This is a genomic window from Bradyrhizobium sp. 197 (genome assembly GCF_023073375.1).
GTDB lineage: Bacteria > Pseudomonadota > Alphaproteobacteria > Rhizobiales > Xanthobacteraceae > Bradyrhizobium.
Map to the genome: position 1 here is coordinate 1 of NZ_JADPJJ010000076.1, position 3094 is coordinate 3094.

Here is a 3094-nt window from a genome sequence, read left to right on the forward strand (position 1 = left end):
GCGGCTCCGAGACCCGCATAATCCACCGAACCGCCGTATACGGACCCGTACGTACGGTGGTGTGGGAGGGGCGACGCCGCGAGGCGTCCCCCTATCCCGATTGGGGGGGCACCGATCGTCTCGGGCTCGCGGCGAGTTCTTCGGCCGCGGCGCCCCTCTCAGATGGATACGAGGTCTACCCGCGGACCACGCTGAACTTGGCCCGCGGCGCCGCAGCAGTCCGCGATCTCTGCCCGCCATTAATTGAGTGTATCGTCATCGTAATTTGATGACCGCCGCACAGCCAGCTCAGGCTCACGTTGTGGCCCCCAAGATTCCTTGGCTAGCCGAAGGCTCGTGGTATGCTGACGATCTTGGAGCCAGGCCCGCACGCTTTTCCTTGCCAAACCAAATGTCCCACTTGTCGCAGAATTGGATGGCTGTGCGAGAGCATCCGGACATGCGCACTGCGCCTAGTCCAGACATTTGGCTTTAGATTTGACCAAGGTAAGCAAGTGGGCCATTTGGTGTTGCGAGAACAAGTCGGTATACGGGACCGGTGGTGACGTTTCAGTTCTTTGCGTTATGAACTCTTCGATGCTGTAATATCCGGCGCGACGGAAGATCATTTGTCGATCAAGTGCATCGAGGCCTTCCACGTTTTTTACAATGCCCACTCTTCGAAATATGCAATCAACATACTTTAGGGTGCCACTTGGCAGGTCAATCTTCTGGCGAAGAATGTCCGACGGCGGTGGTGTGATTTGTGTCGAGGCCGTTTCGCTAGACGGACCGTCCTTGGATCCACTTGGCAAATACAGCTGGAATTGTTCCGAGTAGAAGCTGGAGCCGTTGTCGGTCTCAAAGCCCAACCGGAGCAACCAACCCAAACCCGGCTCCGTTGATTGGGAACTGAGTTGAATCTCGAACGAAAGAGCGGATTCTTTATCGATCCGAAACGGAGGATTTAGACGTCGCTTCTGCGGGCCTACCTTGTGTTCTATTTGATGATTGTACCTCACCAGTGAATTGAGAGGACCCTCGGGGCCACCACTTACGCCGCCCGCTTTCGCGACGTCGTATATTGCACCCGTAATGATGATGGGGCTGCTTGTGGGATTTGAAACAGTCTTGCTCGTGCGCTGAGACAATATATCCGGATGCGTGGGATTTGGTACTTAAACGAGAGGCGGCGACGGTCCCGGCGCCATGCTGAGATACCCGCGGGTGCTTCCAGGTTGGCCACCTGATCGCTGCGCTCATGCGTCGATAGTTTGTTAAACGAAGGCTATGGGGCTTCGCCCCTCGCGCGGTCAAGGGGCCGAGCCTCGGACGCTGCACGCCCTGCGGCCGCACCAAGACCTCCTTGCCCTTGCTGCCCCCAGTCCTCGCCGGACAGGCAGGCGTTCATGCCCGGCATGAACAAGTGCCAGCAGAAGATCAGCGAAATTACTGGAGGCGGCAGTTAAAATGAATGCAGTGAATGCCTTTTTGTGCCGATTGAAGTATGGTCGTTTCCATTGTTTGAAACGCATAGATTTGGGGGACATTCCGTCGGAACGGCGGATCCTGCGCTTGTACAGAAGGGCCGTGCCGCCCGGCGGTCGATTATTTGAACAAAAAAAGCACGACGGCCAAACAAAAATGGCCCGCGTGATGCGGGCCATTTCGTATCGGGGCCGGTAAAGTCCGAACTTGGTTGAGGGGATAGGATTTGAACCTATCCCCTATGTTATGAGCCGCCCGACGCCTTGACTAAGGCGCTCCGGTGGAAACGTCGGCCGCACCTTGCGCAAGAGTGGGCGAACGCCCTCAGTCCGGATAGCTCAGGATCATTTTCAACAACTTCGGAAATCGCGCGTTGATGTCCTCCTCGCGCAGAACATTGCGGTGCTGGACGCCTTGCTTGGACGTCCGGATCAGGCCGGCCTCCCGCAGGATCCGAAAATGGTTCGACAGGGTCGACTTCGCCATATCAGGGCAAGGCGCCGCCTCGGTGCACGACATGCAATCGCTCTGCGCGGCCAGGCTTTTGACGATGCGCAGCCGCATAGGGTCCGCGAGCGCGCCTAGCACCCCGGCCAGTGAAATCTCGCCCCGCGCTGGGTGAACGAACTGCACCATGCCTAAAATATAGCACCTCCCTTGAACTCATTCAATAGTTCACTAGTATTGAACCATTGAATATCGGCGTCGTGCCGGATCATGGAGATATGTGATGACCAAGAGACTCGAAGGAAAAGTTGCGCTCGTGACCGGCGCATCCAAAGGCATCGGTGCCGAAATCTCCGCCCGGCTCGCGGCCGAGGGTGCGGCGGTCGCCGTCAATTACAGCTCCAGCAAGCAGGCCGCCGACCGCGTCGTCGCCGCCATCGTCGCCAAGGGCGGCAAAGCGGTCGCCGTCCACGGCAACTTAGCCGATGCCAAGGACGTGAAAAGCGTGGTCGCGGAAACCGTGAAGGCGTTCGGTGCGATCGATATCCTTGTCAACAACGCGGGCGTTTACGAGTTCGCACCGCTCGAGGGCATCACCCCCGAGCATTTCCACAAGCATTTCGACCTCAATGTGCTTGGCCTGCTGCTGGTCTCGGGTGAAGCGTCGAAGCACTTCAACCCCAATGGCGGAAGCATCATCAACATCAGCTCCGGCGTATCGACCATCGCGCCGGCGAACACCGCCGTCTACACCGCGACGAAAGCATCGGTGGACGCGATTTCCTCCGTGCTGTCGAAGGAGCTGGCGCCGCGCAAGATCCGCGTCAACGCCGTCAATCCGGGCATGATCGCCACCGAAGGCGTCGTGTCCGCCGGCCTGCACGAGGGCGACATGCGCAACTGGATTGAATCCACCACCCCGCTTGGCCGCATCGGCAAGGTCGAGGAGATCGCCGCCGCGGTGGCCTTCTTCGCTTCGGACGAAGCCTCTTACATCACCGGCGAGACACTTCACGTCACCGGCGGCCTTCGCTGAATTTGTCGGTTTACATGAGGAAATGGCCCGCCTCGCGCGGGCCATTTTTGCTGTGTGCCGAGTATGAACGACAGCTTGGAGGTGGAAGTCCTCTATCCAGCCTGATGGCGGCGAAGGATTAGCGAAGCGCAAGGGCGTCATCGT

The 3094-nt window shown here is 58.5% G+C and carries 3 protein-coding genes; 1 reads left to right on the forward strand and 2 read right to left on the reverse strand.

Annotation, left to right across the window (positions count from 1 at the left end; all coding sequences use genetic code 11):
* Positions 1-452: 452 nt before the first annotated feature.
* Both IVB27_RS17965 and IVB27_RS17970 read right to left on the reverse strand, forming a co-directional pair.
* The gene (locus IVB27_RS17965) at positions 453-869 is read right to left on the reverse strand and encodes a hypothetical protein (RefSeq protein WP_247444702.1); all 417 of its coding nucleotides are present in this window, start codon (positions 867-869) and stop codon (positions 453-455) included.
* 922 nt (positions 870-1791) lie between these two features.
* Positions 1792-2103: an ArsR/SmtB family transcription factor gene (locus tag IVB27_RS17970; RefSeq protein WP_247444703.1), complete on the reverse strand. Its 312-nt coding sequence runs from the start codon at positions 2101-2103 to the stop codon at positions 1792-1794.
* Between the two features lie 94 nt (positions 2104-2197).
* Here IVB27_RS17970 and IVB27_RS17975 point away from each other — a divergent pair, with 94 nt between their 5' ends.
* Positions 2198-2950, forward strand: a complete 753-nt coding sequence (locus tag IVB27_RS17975; RefSeq protein ID WP_247444704.1) for an SDR family NAD(P)-dependent oxidoreductase — start codon at positions 2198-2200, stop codon at positions 2948-2950.
* The last annotated feature ends 144 nt before the right edge of the window (positions 2951-3094 follow it).

Excerpts from the sequence above, each read along its gene's own strand:
- IVB27_RS17970 (WP_247444703.1), bottom strand. The coding sequence starts at position 2,103 with ATGGTGCAGTTCGTTCACCCAGCGCGGGGCGAGATTTCACTGGCCGGG.
- IVB27_RS17975 (WP_247444704.1), top strand. The coding sequence starts at position 2,198 with ATGACCAAGAGACTCGAAGGAAAAGTTGCGCTCGTGACCGGCGCATCC.